Annotated in this window: 11 protein-coding genes and 1 tRNA gene; 5 read left to right on the plus strand and 7 right to left on the minus strand. The window is 57.7% G+C overall.

Going from position 1 to position 15,462, the window contains the following annotated elements:
* The 3 genes from Q0239_RS12390 to Q0239_RS12400 all read right to left on the minus strand — a co-directional run.
* Positions 1 to 1,023, minus strand: a 1,023-nt coding sequence (locus tag Q0239_RS12390) for an LLM class flavin-dependent oxidoreductase (RefSeq protein ID WP_298603333.1), incomplete at its 3' end; no start/stop codon positions are given.
* A 94-nt stretch (positions 1,024 to 1,117) separates the two neighbouring features.
* On the minus strand, positions 1,118 to 1,954 hold the full coding sequence (locus Q0239_RS12395) for an aldo/keto reductase (protein ID WP_298603343.1): 837 nt from the start codon (positions 1,952 to 1,954) through the stop codon (positions 1,118 to 1,120).
* Between the two features lie 161 nt (positions 1,955 to 2,115).
* Positions 2,116 to 3,120, minus strand: coding sequence for a LacI family DNA-binding transcriptional regulator (locus tag Q0239_RS12400; RefSeq protein WP_298603334.1), 1,005 nt, complete (start codon positions 3,118 to 3,120; stop codon positions 2,116 to 2,118).
* Positions 3,121 to 3,237: 117 nt separating this feature from the next.
* Between Q0239_RS12400 and Q0239_RS12405 the strand changes: the two genes are divergently transcribed.
* The 5 genes from Q0239_RS12405 (at position 3,238) to Q0239_RS12425 (ending at position 10,189) form a co-directional block, all read left to right on the plus strand.
* Positions 3,238 to 4,326, plus strand: a complete 1,089-nt coding sequence (locus Q0239_RS12405) for a Gfo/Idh/MocA family oxidoreductase (RefSeq protein ID WP_298603335.1) — start codon at positions 3,238 to 3,240, stop codon at positions 4,324 to 4,326.
* Positions 4,327 to 4,365: 39 nt separating this feature from the next.
* Positions 4,366 to 6,723: a TonB-dependent receptor gene (locus Q0239_RS12410; protein ID WP_298603336.1), complete on the plus strand. Its 2,358-nt coding sequence runs from the start codon at positions 4,366 to 4,368 to the stop codon at positions 6,721 to 6,723.
* 113 nt (positions 6,724 to 6,836) lie between these two features.
* Positions 6,837 to 8,060, plus strand: a complete 1,224-nt coding sequence (locus tag Q0239_RS12415) for an MFS transporter (protein ID WP_298603337.1) — start codon at positions 6,837 to 6,839, stop codon at positions 8,058 to 8,060.
* 11 nt (positions 8,061 to 8,071) lie between these two features.
* Positions 8,072 to 9,190, plus strand: a complete 1,119-nt coding sequence (locus tag Q0239_RS12420) for a putative sulfate exporter family transporter (RefSeq protein WP_298603338.1) — start codon at positions 8,072 to 8,074, stop codon at positions 9,188 to 9,190.
* An 87-nt stretch (positions 9,191 to 9,277) separates the two neighbouring features.
* The gene (locus tag Q0239_RS12425) at positions 9,278 to 10,189 is read left to right on the plus strand and encodes a glutathione S-transferase family protein (protein ID WP_298603339.1); all 912 of its coding nucleotides are present in this window, start codon (positions 9,278 to 9,280) and stop codon (positions 10,187 to 10,189) included.
* A gap of 20 nt (positions 10,190 to 10,209) precedes the next feature.
* Here Q0239_RS12425 and Q0239_RS12430 read toward each other — a convergent pair whose 3' ends face one another.
* The 4 genes from Q0239_RS12430 to Q0239_RS12445 form a co-directional block, all read right to left on the minus strand.
* Complete coding sequence (locus Q0239_RS12430; RefSeq protein ID WP_298603340.1) at positions 10,210 to 13,161, minus strand: TonB-dependent receptor; 2,952 nt, start codon at positions 13,159 to 13,161, stop codon at positions 10,210 to 10,212.
* Between the two features lie 504 nt (positions 13,162 to 13,665).
* A tRNA-Thr gene (locus Q0239_RS12435) sits at positions 13,666 to 13,741 on the minus strand.
* 69 nt (positions 13,742 to 13,810) lie between these two features.
* The gene (locus tag Q0239_RS12440) at positions 13,811 to 14,584 is read right to left on the minus strand and encodes an enoyl-CoA hydratase (RefSeq protein WP_298603341.1); all 774 of its coding nucleotides are present in this window, start codon (positions 14,582 to 14,584) and stop codon (positions 13,811 to 13,813) included.
* Positions 14,581 to 15,462: enoyl-CoA hydratase/isomerase family protein (locus tag Q0239_RS12445; RefSeq protein ID WP_298603342.1), on the minus strand; the 882-nt coding region annotated here is incomplete at its 5' end. The genes Q0239_RS12445 and Q0239_RS12440, both read right to left, overlap by 4 nt.

A 15,462-nucleotide genomic window follows, 5' to 3' on the forward strand; every position in this document is an offset into this window, starting at 1 on the left:
CATATGCGGATAACCGGAGAGAATGAAGGCCTCAATGCCCTCCGCCTGGTAGGCGCGCAATTTCGCCAGCACCTGATCGGGCGTGCCGACAATCGCCGCGCCGCAACCCGAACGGGCACGGCCGATTCCGGTCCATAGATTATCCTCGACAAAGCCGTCGCCGCCCGCTGCACCGCGCAATTCCTGCTGGCGCTGGACGCCGTAATTTTTGGCATCGAGTGACTTTTCGCGAATGGCTTTGCCCGCATCTTCGTCGAGTTTCGACAACAGCCGGTCGGCATAGGCGCGCGCTTCTTCTTCGGTTTCGCGCACCACGACATGGACGCGATAGCCGAACTTCAGACTGCGGCCCTTGGCGGCGGCGCGCTGCTTCATGTCGGTGATGGTTTCGCGCACCTTGTCCATCGTATCGGGCCACATCAGATAGACGTCGCAACCCTCTGCCGCGCATTCGCGCGCTTCATGGCTCAGGCCGCCGAAATAGAAAGCAGGACATTTACCCGACAGCGTGGTGATGCGCGCCGGATCAAGCTGGAGGTTGGAGAACTCGCCTTGGAAATTGTGCGACTCGCCATTGAGCAGAGTGCGTACGATTTTCATGATTTCAGTCGCGCGGCGATAGCGGGGGCCGCTTTCGATCTTTTCGCCGGGCATGTCTGACGAGATGATATTCACATTCAGACGACCGCCAGTTCCAGCGGCATTGGGACCGAGAATGCGATCGAGCGTGGCGATGCGGCGCGCCAATTGCGGCGGCCAATCCTCGCCCATGCGCGTTGCCCACAGCAGCTTCATCCGCTTGACCTGCGTGGCCACAGCGGCAGCAAAGGCAGTGGTATCAAGGCCGAGCTGATATCCCGACGGAAGCAGGATATTGTCGAACCCGCCCTCTTCGGCGCGCAACACGATGTTGCGGCAATGCTCCCAGCTTGATTGCAGATAGGGATCGGGGACCCCCAGAAATTCATAATCATCGTCGCATAGCGCCGAAAACCAGGCGATCTCGCATTGCTGCCCGCTCATAACCGTCTCTCCTTTGCAGGGCATCCTTCCAAAGCGCCCGGCTTGCAGTTTCCATGGACCCACACCTCATGGCCGGGTCGCGACATTCGGCGCCTTAAGGCAGCCTTTCTCCTCGCGCCGAGACAAGCACGGCATACCAGTCCTGCCTTGACCAGCGGACCTTATAGGCGTCGGCAGCTTCGGCGATACGATCCGGCTGTTGCGAACCGACAATCGGGATGATGCCTGCAGGATGTGCCATCAGCCAGCTATAAGCGGCGACGGTCCGCGATACGCCTTGTGCTCCAGCAACACGGTCAAGTTCAGCAGCAACAGCCTTGTCGCGCTCGCTTTCTAGATTGGCGAGGCGGCCGCCGCCGAGCGGCGACCATGCCAGCGGAATCAGGCCCATCATCATGGCCTGATCAAGCTCACCATTTTCAAAACAGGTTATGCGCAGCGGGCTGATCTCGGGTTGTGTTGCCACCAGCTTGTTCCCGAGAAACTGGTTCAGCGCCGCAACTTGGTGAATCGTGAAATTGGAAACGCCTAGCGTGCGGATTTTGCCCGCCTTCACAGCATCGTCGAGCGTGCGGGCGACTTCTTGGGGATGTGCAAGAATGTCCGGGCGGTGAATCTGATATAGGTCGATGGTTTCCGTCCGCAACCGCTTGAGAGATGCATCGATTGCCGATGCCAGATAGCCCGCGCTCTGGTCATAAGGCAGCGGCGGCATGATTCCGCCTTTGCTGGCGAGCACCATCCGCCCGCGCAGCCCCGGTTCAACAGCAAGAACTTTGCCCAGCAACGCCTCTGCATCGCCAAAGCCGCCTTCACCGTTAAATCCGTAAATATCTGCAGTATCGAGGAAATTCATTCCCGCATCGAGCGCGGCATGCACCAGTTTCGCTGCATCGGCAGCGGTGCGGCCATTTTCCGCAAGGCGCCACATGCCCCATGCAATGGTGCTGACTTCAATTCCGCTAGTGCCCAGTTTCCGCTTGAGTGCGGGGGCCGGCAATGTCTCGTTTGCGCTCATGGACGCTCTGTCTCCCCGGTATGACAACGGTGTCTTATTGGACCTTGAAACGCCCCATCGTCAAGCCGCTAAAATTACGATTTGCGCAAGGGCGCGGTTGACCCGCGCACCATGAGTTCGTGCTGCAGCCGTTGATGGACGATCGCGGGATCGGGGCAAAACAGCTGATCGGTAGCAGCGTAAGCGAGGTCACGCACCGGCTGCCTCACGGTCGTCAGAGGCGGCCAGACCAACTGCGCCAGCGGGGTATCGTCAAAGCCTGCGACCGACAGGTCATGCGGAACATCAAGGCCGATCCGGTGCGCATAAGAGAGCACACCCGCCGCCATATCATCATTGCTCGCAAATATGGCAGTGGGTTTGTGGGCTAGCTTCAGCAATGCCTCTGCAGCCTCCATTCCGCTTTCGAAATCGAAGGTGCCCTGCCGCACCAATCCGGGCTCATAAGCGATTCCTGCCCGGTCGAGCGCCCGGCGATAGCCAAAATGGCGCTGGTCGCTCGCCATATGGTTGGGATGGCCGATGACGAAGCCGATGCGCCTATGGCCCTGGTTGATCAAATGCGTCGTCATATCGTCCGCCGCCTGCACATCATCCATGAAAACCGAGCTTGTCAGCGCATGATTGGTGCCAGGCGAGATCCGCACGAAACGAATTCGGCGCCGTTCCAACTCCTCGAGCGCGGCAGGTGCATCGGTGACTGGAGAGGATAAAATTACCCCGTCGACATGCGTTTCGTCGATCAGGCCGCCAATTTCCTGTGCCAGCGTTGGCGAGTCGATGTCGACCGGTTGCGCAAGCATCCGTACGCCTTCTTCGCGGCACCGGTTCCACACACCTTCCTGAACGGCGTGGATATAATAGGGGCTGTGATTGTCGTAGATCAGTGCAATCTGAAAGGATCGTGAACCCGCCAAAGTGCGCGCCGCGAGGCTCGGGCTGAAGTTCAGCGCAGCGACTGCCTCTTCCACCTTGCGGCGGGTATCGTCGCTGACATATTTCTCCTTGTTGAGGACGCGCGACACCGTTTTGATCGAGACACCCGCAATGCGGGAGACATCTTTTATCGTGACGCGCATGGCATTTGGGTAACAGTCAGGCAAAAATCTGCAAGCTTCGAATCTGCCTTCTTGCCAAGTCGGTCGTATTTTGTGACAAGGCTGTCATAGACACCGTTGTCAGACGGGAGAGGATATTTGACGAATACGGTTCGCTACGGCCTTGTCGGCTCCGGCATGATGGGCGTCGAGCACATTCACAATCTGGCAATCACGCCCGGCGCGGTGGTAACGGCGCTGGCTGATCCAACCGAAAGCTCGCTTGGCTGGGCCAAAAACGCCTTGGGCGCGGATGCGGACGGCGTGCAGACTTTTTCCAGTTCTGCCGAGCTCGCAGCGTCTGGCCTGTGCGATGCGGTAATTGTCGCAAGCCCCAACTACACCCACCGCGACGTATTGGCCCCGCTGTTTGACGCAGGGCTCCACATCTTGTGTGAAAAGCCTCTCGCAACCAAAATCGACGATGCGCGCTGGATTGTGGAGCGCGCGGCGCAGTCGCCCGGCATTTTCTGGACGGCGATGGAATATCGCTACATGCCGCCTGCGGCCGAGTTCATCCGACAGGTGCATGATGGCCGCACCGGCAAGCTGCAGATGCTCTCGATCCGCGAACACCGCTTCCCCTTCCTGCCCAAGGTTGGCGATTGGAACCGCTTTGCGGAAAATACCGGCGGCACAATGGTCGAGAAATGCTGTCACTTTTTCGATCTGATGCGGTTGATCACCCAATCCGAAGCGGTGCGGGTTTATTGCTCGGGCGCGATGGATGTGAACCACCTCGACGAAAATTACGAGGGTCGCCGCCCGGACATCATCGATAACAGCTACACCACAGTCGATTTTGCCAATGGCGTGCGCGCGATGCTCGACCTTTCGATGTTCGCGGATGGCGCCGAAAATCAGGAAGAAATCACCGCGGTTGGCGACAAGGCCCGGCTCGACTGCCTCATTCCCGAAGGCAGCCTGATCTATTCACCGCGCGTCGGGTTCCGCCAGCCCAAGGTTGTCGAACGCACCGTCATCGAGGTCGATGAAGCCGCTCTCAAGGCAGGCAGCCATCATGGCTCAACCTATTATGAGCACCAGAAATTCTTTGCTGCAGTCTGCGGCGAGGGAAAAGTAGAAGTAACGGCACACGACGGACTGATGGCGGTTGCCATCGGGACCGCCGCCGAAATCAGCGCCCGCGAAAAACGCGTCGTGGAAATGAGCGAATTGGGGTTTTGACGATACGCCCGACAACAGGGTGACAAGGAGGACGTGAGCATGAAAAAATTTCTTATGGCATCAAGCGCAATGGCGCTGATCGCAACAGCCAGCCCGGCTTTTGCGCAAGAAGCAGAAGATGAAGGCGGCAAGGGTGCTGAAATCATCGTCACCGCGCAGAAGCGTGAGGAAAACCTGCAGGAAGTACCTCTGGCAATCTCCGTAATCGGTGGTGACGCAATTGCCAATTCGGGTGCGGTAACGCTTGAAAATGCACAATATCTGGTTCCAAGCCTGAACTTCCGCAAATCGGGCACTACGCTCAATCAGGCGTTGTTCTTGCGCGGTGTCGGCACGATCAACTTCTCGATAGCAGCCGAACCTTCGGTTGCCGCCGTCCTTGACGGCGTAGTGCTCAGTCGCGCGGGCGAGGGCTTTACCGATCTCGCTGACGTCGAACGCATTGAAGTGCTGCGCGGCCCACAGGGCACATTGTTCGGGAAAAATGCCTCTGCCGGTGTCGTCTCGATTGTAACCAAACGACCTTCAAACGACTTTGAAGGCACCGTCGAAGCGTCTTATTTCACCAAGGAAGAATATCGCGGTCGCGCCACGATCAACCTTCCGCTGGGTGAGAATATCCGTTCTCGCTTCACCGGCTATTACAGCGAATATGACGGCAATATCCGCAACATCACGCTGAACCGCAAGGTCAACGGTTACAAGCATTATGGCTTTCGCGGCGCGATCGAAGCCGACTTGGGTGACACCGTAACGCTTTTGCTGCGCGGCGACTGGCGCAAGGCAAAGGATGATTGCTGCGCCGAAATCATTGGAACCACGCCGACAAACGCTGCCGCCACCGCACTTGCCGCTACGGGAATTGCTGGCGACCGTACCCGCCGCGTCGCACAAAATCTGATGACCGCTACAAATGAAGAGAGCTGGGGCGTTTCGCTACAGGCCGATATCGAACTGGGCGACCATGTGTTGACCTCGATCACGAGCTATCGTGGCTGGGACAATCAGGAAATCCGTGATGGTGACTGGCTTGACCAGCCTTATGTTGGGTTAAACCAATTGCATGACGATGGCCCGCAGACCTCGAATACCTTGTCGCAGGAACTGCGGATAGCATCGCCTACCGGCAATTTCCTAGAATATGTGCTGGGCGCCTATTATTCGAAGGCGGATTCGGACCGCACCTTTGCGCGCTCGGTCATTACCTGCTCGGCCTCGACGCTTCCTGCAGTTGCTCCAGGCCTGACGCCTTGCTCAACCGCGCCAGGTGTTTCGACGATCACCACGCCTTACGGCATCGCCGACTTCGGTTCGGTGTTCAAGAATTTCGCTGTCTTCGGGCAGGCGACATTCAACATCTCGGACGACCTTCGTTTCATCGGTGGTCTGCGCTGGACGCAGGATAAACTCAACATCTACCACATCCGTCGCACGACCTTGTCCGGGCCGGGCGTAGGCGCCAGCTTCGATTCCGGCGTTTACAATAATGGCGCGCTGGTTCCCGCACCGGGAACCGGTTTCCTTGCCGGCGCGCCAAATGGCATTCCGTTCACCGCCAATACGAAGAATGACAATTTCTCGGGCAAAGCTGCTGTTCAGGTTGACTTGACCGACGACAATATGGCGTATCTGAGCTACACGCGTGGCTATAAGGGCCCAGCCTATAACGTGTTCTACAATATGGCGACGGTGCACACAAATGTGATCGAACCCGAAACCGTGAACGCGTTTGAAGCAGGCGTGAAGAACAGCTTCCTCGACGGCGCGCTGATCGTCAATCTGGCGGCCTATTATGCGAAGTATAAAAATTATCAGGCCAATAGCCCAGACTTCGTCAACGGCGTTCGCACCACCCGCTTGATCAACGCCGGCTCGGTTTCCACGCAGGGCTTTGAGCTTGAACTGATTGCTACACCTGCCGACAATTTCTCGGTCAATGCAGGGCTTGCCTATAACAAGGCAAAGGTTGAGCAGTTCCGCTTGCCTCCAGGGGCGAATGCGGCTGACCTGATCCCGTCTGGTACACCTCTGGCCAACGCACCCGAGTGGAAATTTGCGACAGGCTTTGACTGGACGATCGAAACCGGTGGCTTTGCAAATGTTGAACTGAACGGTCAGCTAGCGATGCAGTCCGATCAAATTTACGAATTGTCGCCGAGCGCCGCTGTCCGTCGCGGTTCGACCGTTGATGGCTATGCGATTGTTGATCTTTCCGCTGCTCTGGTTGACCAGAATGATGGCTGGCGCGTTGCGCTGCAGGTGAAGAACCTGTTCGACAAAAGCTTCGCCTCATCGATCGTCTCGGGCGGTCCGGGCGGTGCATTCCGCTACATCATCCCGCGCGAAGCCGACCGTTATTTCGGAATTACTGCCCGCGTGAACTTCGGCGGAAATTGAGCCCAACCGGGTCGCAACCAATCAAATGGGCCGGGCAGAAATTCCCGGCCCATATTGCTTTCAGGCCTGAAAAATAGCTGTAAACAGGCAGGCACATTCGGGGAGGCGTGCGCATGAAAGTTATTACACCGCAATTGCGCTGGACCCTATTCGGCCTGCTCTGCGTTGCCGGCATTTTCAACGCGATGGACCGGCCGGTTATCGCCATATTGAAACCGGATATGTCTGCTGATTTTGGCTGGACCGATGAAGATTTCGGCAACCTCGCCTTCGTCACCCAGATGGCGGCGGCATTCTCTTTCCTATTCACCGGCTGGCTGGTTGATAAGCTTGGCGTCTGGCGCTCGATGATCGCCGGGGTCACCACCTGGAGCTTTGCCGCGATGGCGCATGGCTGGGCAGTCGCGGCCTGGCAGGTCGTCGGCGCACGTATCGGGCTGGGTGCAACAGAGGCGGTGCAAACACCGCTAACAATCAAGACCGTCGCAACATTGTTTCCACCCGACAAGCGCAGCTTCGCCTTTGGCGTCGGCACCGCGATCGCTGGAATTGGCACGATTGGCATGCCCTTTTTTATCCCGGTTCTCGCTACCGAAATGGGCTGGCGGGGCGCACTCGTTTTCGGCGGGGTGGCTGGTTTTATAACACTCGCGCTGTGGCTGTGGTTCGCACGCGGCATCCATTTTGATGACGGCGCGGAGGATGGTCAGCGCGACTTTTCCGACGACGGCGCGCCTTACGGACCGATTCTGAAAGAGCGTCGCACCTGGGCCATAGTGGTTGCCAAAGCAATTTCGGATTCGACGTGGTGGCTGATGGGTTTCTGGCTTGCCGATTTCTATCGGAAGACCTTTAACCTCACCACTGAACAGCTTGCAGTGCCGCTCGCCATTGCCTTTCTCGGTTCGGGCGCGGGGGCATTGTTTGCTGGCTGGATTTCCACCCGACTGCTCGAAAGCGGCTGGAGCGTGAACCGGGTGCGCAAGACGGTAATGCTGGTCTCCGCGCTGATCGTCACGCCTTTGCCCTTCGTGCTACAACTCAACAGCTTCTGGCCGGTTGCCATCATGATGGGTGTGGTGATGGCCGGGCATCAGGGTTTTTCGTTATCGATTTTCTCCACGATCACCGACGTTGTGCCACGCACCAAGGTGGGTCGGGTAACTGCCTTTGGAGCTTTCATGGGTAATATCGGCGGCGCGTTGATCCAGCCGGTTACCGGTGCGGTGTTGACCGCAGGGCTGGGCTTCATGCCGCTATTCATTTTCGCTGCATCGTCCTACCTGCTGGCATTGGCTTGGTTGCACATGCTGCTTCCCAATATCCAACGAAACTGAACTGTCCGGCGATGAGCGATCCTCTTTCCATCGACCTCGACCAAGCCCCAAAGCGGCGTCCCGATTGGGATGCGATCCCCTATGGCGGTGACCTCTTTGGCGAGATCCATCTGGCCGAGAGCAACCAGGCTGAAGGCGATGCAGAGGTAAAAGACAGCCTGTTTCCTGGCCTCGCCATTTGCGGCGTCGCCTCTGCAGCTGCGGCATGGCTGTCAGAGCACTATCATTTTCCCATTATCCTGCTTGGCCTGTTGGTCGGCCTGTCGTTAAGCTTCATCGCCCGCGACATACGGACTCATAAAGGGCTGGATTTCGCCTCGCGCACCTGCCTGCGCTGGGGCATTGTCATCTTAGGCCTGCAGGTCACTTTCATGCAGATCGGCGCCTTGGGTGCAATTCCGTTTCTGGCGCTTGCTGTGGTGATGGGGTTGACGCTGTTTGCCGGCATTGCTGCCGCGCGTGTTGCCGGCCAATCGAGTTATGCTGGTTTATTGGCGGGCGGCGCGACGGCAATATGCGGTGCCAGCGCGGCGCTGGCGCTATATGGCGTGATCGGCAAGGACCGGCTGTCTCAGGCGCAGTTCGCCTTAACGCTGGTCGGCATTTCGCTTGCCAGCGCCTTGGCGATGTCGGTTTACCCGATCCTCGCAGGCTATTTCGCCTTAAGCGACCAGCAGGCCGGATTCCTGATCGGCGCATCGATCCACGATGTCGCGCAAGCCATTGGCGGTGGCTATGCCTTCTCCGATGCGGCGGGCAGCTACGCGACCATCGTCAAGCTGGCCCGGGTCGCGTTGTTGGCGCCGGTGGTGGCGCTGGTGACCTTGGCAATCGGTTCCGCAGGGGCCGAACCAGGCCAGGCGAAATGGCGAAGACTAGCGCTTCCTTGGTTTATCACCGCGTTCCTGGCGACCGTGACCTTGAACTCTCTGATGCAGATGCCTGCTATCGTAGCGGACTATGCCTTGTCGGCTTCAAAGGGCTTGCTCCTACTTGCCGTCACAGCAACCGCGATGCGCAGCCGGATGGATCTGCTGCTCGACATGGGATGGCGCGCGACGATACCTGTATTAAGCGCAACCGTTGTCAGCTTCCTTTGCGCGCTGGGCTTTGTTCTGATGTTTCTATGACAATCACGCGCGGCGGTTGGCATTGACTCGGCGGGTAAAGCCTTTCACCTCTGTCGCCTGTTTGAAACCGCAACAGGGACTATTATCATGACCGGCATCATTCTGCATCAATATGACAGCTCGCCGTTCTCCGAGAAAGTCCGGGTTTGCCTAGGTATAAAAGGGTTGGAATGGCAGGCGTGCGACCAACCGGTTATCATGCCCAAACCCGATCTGACCCCCCTTACCGGCGGCTATCGGCGGATCCCTGTGCTTCAGATTGGTGCTGACATTTATTGCGACAGCGCGCTCATCGTTCGTGAAATTGATCGCCGCTTTCCGCAGCCATCCTTGTTCCCGACCGGCAATCGCGGTGTGGCAAATGCGTTCGAGATCTGGGGTGACAAGGTGCTGTTCCAATCAGCCGTCTTGGCCATTTTTGGGACGTTGGGTGACGACGTTGACCCGGCCTTCATCAAGGATCGTGAAGCGCTAAGCGGTCAGCCGTTCAATGTCGCCGCGATGAAGGCTCTGGCGCCGTTTGCGCTAACCCAGATCAAGGCGCAAGCTGCGCTTCTTGCCGAGCAGCTCGCAGATGGGCAGGCCTTTCTGGAAGGCGAAAAACCGGGGCTGGCGGACGCCGCAGCCTATTATAATTTCTGGTTCATCCGCACATTTTGCGCGGGTCTAGTCGATCGATTACCAGACGTTGCAGGGCTTGATGGCTGGTATGATCGCGTCGCAGCGATCGGCCATGGCGTGCGATCCAACCTTCAGCCGGCTGATGCGTTGACAATTGCGAAGGCTGCGATGCCCGATATGGTCGACTGTTTGCCCGGCGAAGCACAAATGTTGGGCACGAATGTGATGCTGGCAGCGGCGGACTATGGCCGCGATCCAATTATCGGCACATTTGCGGGCTCCACTCCTTACAGCCTTTCGGTGCTGCGCGATGATCCGGAACTGGGCAAAATCGGTGTCCATGTGCCGCGGCTGGGCTATTCTATAGCGGCGGTTTAGCGGCCTCACCGCATCAGGTTTCAGAATTTGTACGCGGCACCGAACTGGAACTGTCGCGGGGGTCCGGCATTGCGCTGCACAAACGGCGCGCCACCGCCGAACTGAATCTGGTTGGAGGTTGTAGCAGCGTTGGCGAAACCGGATTCATTATTTGAATTGAACAGGTTGAATATGTCGGCACTCAATTCAAATCTACCGCCAAATCCGGGAATCGCATAGCGCGCGCCCAGATCGACAGTCGCTGACCAAGGCAGTCTGGCCGAGTTACGTGCAGCGCCAGGGTAGCGATCCGAATTGCCAACAAAATTTTCGCCGAAGGAGGCGCCATCGCCATTCAGGTCCTGCGTGCCGAAAATCCGCGCGTCGGGTACAAGATTGACTGGCTGACCCGACTGGAACAGCCCGGCAATGCTCAGGCTGACCCCGTCAACCGGATAGAGATAGCCAATTGCCGAAATTACATGGCGGCGATCATTGGCCGAAGGCCCCCATTCGGTGCTAAAATCATTGCTATTTGCAGCGCGGAAATTGATATCGTCGGTGTCGTTGGTCAGTTTGGAGAAGGTGTAGGAAAGGCGGAATGCGTAACCATCATTCCCGCGCACCTTTTGCGCTTGCAGGATGACGGCTTTATACTCTGACTCGCCTTCGGTTTCCGAAACCGTAATTTGTCGCGCCCCCCCGGGTACAAGTGCTACCGGGCGTGTCGCGTCCGCTGCTGCTTGCGTTCTTACCAGTCCCAGCGATTGGGCCAATGCCAGCCGCGCCGCATTGTCGGGCAGGCTGCGCAATAGAGCGATATTTGACTCGGTAAGGTTGGCGCGATTGGGGGTGAATGGCGCGGGTGCATTAAGGTCACGCAAACGCACCAGATTGTGCGAACGGCTGTAGATCAAATCCGCGCTCAGGCTTATCAAATCAGTCACCTGAAACTGATATCCACCGCTCAACTGCATGCCCCACGGGCTTTGGTAGCCATCGGGATTCAGAATTCGGACTTCATTGACCGTCGCAGTTTCGCGCAAGCCTTGCGCCTGTGATGGCGCAGGGCAGCTCGTGACGGCGATGCAAAGGGGCGAGACGGTAAGATTTCCGTCGAATGTGATTTTAGGCAAGTCGGTTCCCGAAGCGATGAGGCCGAGCGATTGCAATTGTCCCAATTGGGCAAGAAATCCAGGCGCTGTGCTGTTGCGTTGCAGCGCGTCAGAGATCACCGCATAGGATAGTTTGCCATAGAACAGACCTGCCCCAAAGCGCAGCGTCGAGCGTGCGTCCGGTCGGTAGTTAAGCGAGAAACGCGGGGCAAGATTATCATAATCTCCGCCCCGTCCGCCCTTGGCGGTTAGGCCGTCATAATCCCAGCGCACACCCAGTGTTGCAGTCAATTTCGGGCTAAACTGCCATTCATCTTCGACGTAAAGCGCAGCCTGGGTTTGTTTGGTGCCGAAGGCTTGAGGACGCAGTTCGACCGAGTAATTGGCAACGCTTGGATTGAGGGCGAGAATGTCTTGCGCGCCAAGGTTGAGGCCAACGCCGCTCGCTGCCAGAGACGCGATCTGCGCCAAAGTCAGGTCGACGGTAAAATTGCCATCCGGATTTCCGCCCCCTAATAGGGCAAAATCCGACCTGATTAAGTCAGCACCGAAGCTGATCTTGTGGTTACCCAGTTTGCGTTGCAACTTGTGGCTGGTCTGCCAGCTTTCCTCAAGGTCATTGAATAGGAAGCCGGGGTGGCCGACAATTGCCGCCGTCAGGCCACTGGGGTCGCGTATGACGACTTGTGGACCTGCGGGACCCTTTGGCTGGCCATAATCCCAGCGAAATCGGCTGAATTGGATTGCGCCATCGTAGCTCCACTCGTCGCCAGAATAGCTTGCGGTCGCCGCCACCAATGTCGAAAAGCGGTCCTGGTCCGATCCCGCTGATGGAAAGGTAACATTGCCGCCGCCAAGGCCGCCACCGGGCCGATCAATCGTGACGCGTCCAAAATTACCGCGCAGCCCGACTGTCCAGCCGTCGGTCAATCGGTGATCGAGGCGGACAGATCCCAGATAAAACTCGTTACGACCGGTAACGGTATCGACCACGCCCAATGCCGGCGCATCGACAATCTGGATGTTGCGGTCGCGCGTATATTCGAAATTGGCATAGAAAAAGGTTGTGTCGCGGGCAATCGGTCCGCCAAGACTTGCGCCTGCCTGATAGCGTTCGAAACTTTCGCCGACAAAATTCCCGGACAAATCGCGGCGCGGAAAGGGCGACTTTGAATCGAGCGGGCGCCCTGGGCGCACCAGAGCGTAGACTTCGCCATGATAGTCGTTGCTGCCTGATGGAGTGGTATAATTAACGATGCCATTGGCGGTGCGCCCATAGGCCACTGAATAAGAGTTGGCGAGAACGGTCACTTCTCGGGTGAATCCGAGCGGAACGGGAAATTTGATACCACCCAGAAAATTCTCGTTATTGTCGAGGCCGTCGATGAGGTAATTTGTATCAAGGCCGTTCGAACCATTAATCGATATTGACGGCGATTCGGGAAAGAAGCCGGTTGACGGAACCACATTGGGCAGGCGGATCAAGGCGCCTAGGACATCACGTCCCTCGATTGGAAGGCCTGCCAGCTCTTGCACACCAAGCGAACTCGACACTTCTGCATTGACCTGATTCAACCCGGTGATGCCGCGGCTTCCAGTCACTACGATGCCATCGGCACCAACCGAATTGAGCCGTAAGGTAATGCTGCTCGTGAAATTTGATCGCAGAGTGACAATTGCCTGCGATTCGTGCGCTGAGGTGCCTGAACTATGCGCCGAAACCCTATAGCGCCCCGCGGTTATCAGGCCCTCAACCCTGACGAAGCCCTTTGAATCGGAGCGGACTGTCCGCGAAAAGCCGATCTCGCTATTCTCGATGGTCACATCTGTGTCGACTATCGGTTCGTCGGTCGTGGCGTCTAGCAAAGCGATTTGCAACCCGGCCTGTTGAGCCCCGGCCGGCGTTGAAACAGCACATAATGCTGCGGCCAATCCGATACATATTGATTGAGACGAGGAAGGGCGCACTTTTATCTCCGGATAAGTGTCGAGCTTATCGTTACTGGGTTCGCGGCGCTAGTTCGCTTGCTCCAGATCGTGTTTGGTCGCCAGGTCGTGGGAGTTCGCTTGCGCAGTCAATTGTCGGCCACAGCTACGCGCAAACAGTCTTTCAATAAACTGTTTTTCAGAGCTTTTTAGCGCAGCACTCGGTGCGCAGCATGTCGCTCAAAGGTCCGCCTGCCAAGTACGACCACGGCGAGCTGCAACGCTTGCGCTTCAATAGCGCTATCAGTGGGACTTGCCCAAAAATCGCGGCTGTTCAAAAGGCCTGAAATGTAAAATACTATTCTCGGCGCTTTCAAAGCTTAAAAACACAATCCAAAGGCGCTGCCCTTTAAAAGGCCAATCCGCTGTATGTTCGGGATTCCCTTTTGAAAGGGCTGGTGCCGCTTACGTGACTCGAACACGTGACCCCATCATTACGAATGATGTGCTCTACCGACTGAGCTAAAGCGGCGACGGGCGGGCGATTACCAGCGTGTGTAGCTTAAGACAAGCCCCACTCCAACAATCGTTCAGCCGTGACTTATTTACCGGTCCAGTTGCCCGGACGTTTTTCGATGAGGGCGGCCATGCCTTCCTTCTGGTCTTCGCTGCCGAACAGGCCGTGGAACAGGCGCCGTTCGAAGACAACGCCTTGCTGTAAGGTGGTTTCAAATGCCGCGTTGACCATTTCCTTGGCAGCGATGGCGGCCAGCGGGGCCATCCCGGCGATGGTTTCGGCAGTCTTCAAAGCCTCTGCAACAAGGTCTGCTGCCGGAACGACACGTGCGACCAGACCTGCGCTTTCGGCTTCTGTCGCATCCATGTTGCGCCCGGTGAGGCACATTTCCATCGCCTTCGCCTTACCCACGGCACGGGTGAGGCGCTGCGATCCGCCCATTCCCGGGGTGACCGCCAGCTTGATTTCCGGCTGACCGAATTTGGCGCTGTCTGCAGCGATGATGAAGTCCGCCATCATCGCAAGTTCGCAACCACCGCCAAGAGCCCAACCGGCAACCGCCGCGATCCACGGCTTGCGCGTCGCGGTGACACGGTCATAGCCAGCAAAGAAGTTGGAACCATACATCTCGGCGAAAGACTGGCTCGACATTTCCTTGATGTCGGCCCCTGCGGCAAAGGCCTTTTCGCTGCCGGTGAGGACGGCGCAGCGCTGGCTGTCATCAGCGTCAAATTTGGCAAAGGCATCGGTCAGGTCGGCCAGCACCTGACTGTTGAGCGCATTCAATGCCTGCGGGCGGTTGAGCGTTATCAGGGTGACGGCACCCTTTTGTTCGACGAGGATGGTTTCGTAGCTCATAGCGGTGTCCATTCTTCTTGTGGCGGCAGCGGCGCAAAAATGGCGTCAAGCAGCTCCTCGCTCACGCCCTCGGCCGTTGCCGGATTCCATTTGGGGTCATTATCCTTGTCGACGATTACCGCGCGCACGCCTTCGGCAAAATCGGGGCGAACGAGCACGCGGCTGCCGATGCGATATTCCATCGCCATATTGTCGGCGAAGTCGTCAAGGTCTGCGCTGGTCGCCAATTGGCGCAGTGCGACCTTACACGTCTGGGGCGATTTGGTATGCAGCGTGGCGAGCTCTTTCATCGCCCAGTCGCTGTCGTCCGCCTCAAGGCTCGCGAGGATATCCTCATAGCGATCCGAGGCGAAATGTCGGTTGATGTCGAAAAGATTGCCGACAATGCGCGCGTCCGGGGCTTTTGCCGACAGGGTTCCCAACAGGCCGTCGATACGCTCAACATCCTCCTGAGCGATACGCGCCTTGGCTTCGGCGAGCATTTCGGCGGGAAGATAATGGGTCGCAAGTCCAAGCTCCAGGCATTCAGCCCCATCAAGCCGTGCCCCCGTCAGCGCGAGGAACTGCCCAACGCGCCCTTCAAGTCGAGACAGATACCAGCCGCCACCCACATCGGGAAACAGGCCAATGCCGGTTTCGGGCATGGCAAAGCGGGTGTTCTCGGTCGCTACGCGAAAACGTGCAGGTTGGCTGATGCCTACACCGCCACCCATGGTGATCCCGTCCATGAAGGCGACCACTGGCTTGGGGTAGGTAAACAGCACATGGTTTAGCTGATACTCATCGTGGAAGAATTTGCGTCCGCTCTCGCCATTGTCGTTGAGCGCCGAATTGCGCAGGAAAGCGATGTCGCCGCCAGCGCAGAAACCGCGACCCTC

Origin of the sequence: uncultured Sphingorhabdus sp. (genome assembly GCF_937872355.1) — a bacterium.
GTDB lineage: Bacteria > Pseudomonadota > Alphaproteobacteria > Sphingomonadales > Sphingomonadaceae > Sphingorhabdus_B.

Bases quoted from the DNA above. Each gene is read 5' to 3' on its own strand.
- Q0239_RS12395 (WP_298603343.1), bottom strand. From the start codon at position 1,954: ATGTGGCGCCTTGCGGAAAATGGCCGCACCGCTGCCGATGCAGCGAAA.
- Q0239_RS12400 (WP_298603334.1), bottom strand. From the start codon at position 3,120: ATGCGCGTCACGATAAAAGATGTCTCCCGCATTGCGGGTGTCTCGATC.
- Q0239_RS12410 (WP_298603336.1), top strand. From the start codon at position 4,366: ATGAAAAAATTTCTTATGGCATCAAGCGCAATGGCGCTGATCGCAACA.
- Q0239_RS12415 (WP_298603337.1), top strand. From the start codon at position 6,837: ATGAAAGTTATTACACCGCAATTGCGCTGGACCCTATTCGGCCTGCTC.
- Q0239_RS12420 (WP_298603338.1), top strand. From the start codon at position 8,072: ATGAGCGATCCTCTTTCCATCGACCTCGACCAAGCCCCAAAGCGGCGT.
- Q0239_RS12425 (WP_298603339.1), top strand. From the start codon at position 9,278: ATGACCGGCATCATTCTGCATCAATATGACAGCTCGCCGTTCTCCGAG.
- Q0239_RS12440 (WP_298603341.1), bottom strand. From the start codon at position 14,584: ATGAGCTACGAAACCATCCTCGTCGAACAAAAGGGTGCCGTCACCCTG.